Source organism: Streptomyces sp. NPDC001868, from assembly GCF_040297125.1.
GTDB lineage: Bacteria > Actinomycetota > Actinomycetes > Streptomycetales > Streptomycetaceae > Streptomyces.
The window spans coordinates 1-1358 of the sequence record NZ_JBEOYO010000142.1 but is presented as its reverse complement, the minus strand read 5'-3'; the positions used below and the strand labels follow the sequence as shown (position 1 = coordinate 1358).

The following is a 1358-nucleotide window of genomic DNA, read 5'->3' as shown; positions in this document are numbered from 1 at the left end:
CCTAGTAGTGCTTGGTCAGGTTCGTTCGTCGGTGGCGTGTCTGTTTGGTCGGGTGTGTCGTTGACCGGGTGTGCTGGGTGGGGAGTTGGCCGCGGTCCGGTGTGATCTGGAGGACTTCGCGGCGGAGATGTTCGAGCCGTTCGCGCGGGCGGATCAGCGCCGGTGGGGCGAGGTGTATCTGCGGGGGCTGCTCCTGGACGGGCGGCGTAAGTCGGTGGAACCGATGGCCGCCCGGCTGGGTGAGGACGGCAACCGGCAGGCCCTGGCCCACTTCATCACCACCAGCCCGTGGGACGCGGCGCATGTGCGTGCCCGCCTCGCCTGGCGGATGCAGCAGGTGATCAGGCCGACCGCGCTGATCGTCGATGACACCGGCTTTCTGAAGGACGGGGACGCTTCGGCCTGCGTGGCCCGGCAGTACACCGGCACGGCAGGCAAGGTCACCAACTGCCAGGCCGGTGTGTCGCTGCACCTGGCCTCCGATGACGCCTCGGCGGCTGTCGGCTGGCGCTTGTTCCTGCCGGAGAGCTGGGATCCCGCCTCGCCGAAGGCCGATCCGGCCAAGGTGGCCCGGCGCACGAAGTGCGGCATCCCCGAAGAGGTCGGCCATGTCGAGAAGTGGCAGCTGGCTCTGGACATGATCGACGAGACGCGGTCGTGGGGCATCGAGGTCCCTCTCGTCGTCGCCGACGGCGGCTACGGCGATGCCGCAGCCTTCCGCCTCGGGCTGGAGGAACGCGGCCTTGACTACGTGGTGGGCATCTCCACCACGACCACTGCCCAGCCGGAAGAAGCCAGGCCCCGCATCCCGCCCTACGGCGGTCGCGGGCCTCGGCCGCAGCCCGTCTACCCCGAGCCGGCCCAGGCTGTGAAGAAGCTGGTCATCGCGGCGGGCAAGCGGGCCGCGAAGCCGGTGCAGTGGCGGGAAGGCTCCCGCCCGGGCAGCGGCCGCACTGGCGTCAAGCGGATGTACTCGCGGTTCGTGGCCCTGCGGATCAGGCCCGCTGGACGCGAGATCCGCAAGGCCGCCGACGGTCCGGAACTGCCCGTGCGCTGGCTGCTGGCCGAATGGCCCGCCACCGAGCCCGAACCCGTGCAGTTCTGGCTGTCCAGCCTGCCCGCCGACACCCCGCTGGCCACCCTCGTGCGCACCGCGAAACTGCGCTGGCGCATCGAGCACGACTACCGCGAGATGAAGCAGGTCCTGGGCCTGGCCCACTTTGAGGGCCGCACCTGGAGAGGCTGGCACCACCACGTCACCCTCGTCTCCGCAGCCCACGCCTTCTGCACCCTCCAGCGCATCACCCGGTCCCCAAAAGAGACGGCGTCGGCCTGAGCCTCTACAAGGTCGCCCGCGA

General features: G+C 70.3%; 1 protein-coding gene. It reads left to right on the top strand.

Features of this window, described 5'->3' with window-relative positions; genetic code table 11:
* Positions 1 to 70: 70 nt before the first annotated feature.
* Complete coding sequence (locus ABT147_RS47175) at positions 71 to 1336, top strand: IS701 family transposase (protein WP_502983289.1); 1266 nt, start codon at positions 71 to 73, stop codon at positions 1334 to 1336.
* Positions 1337 to 1358 lie beyond the last annotated feature (22 nt).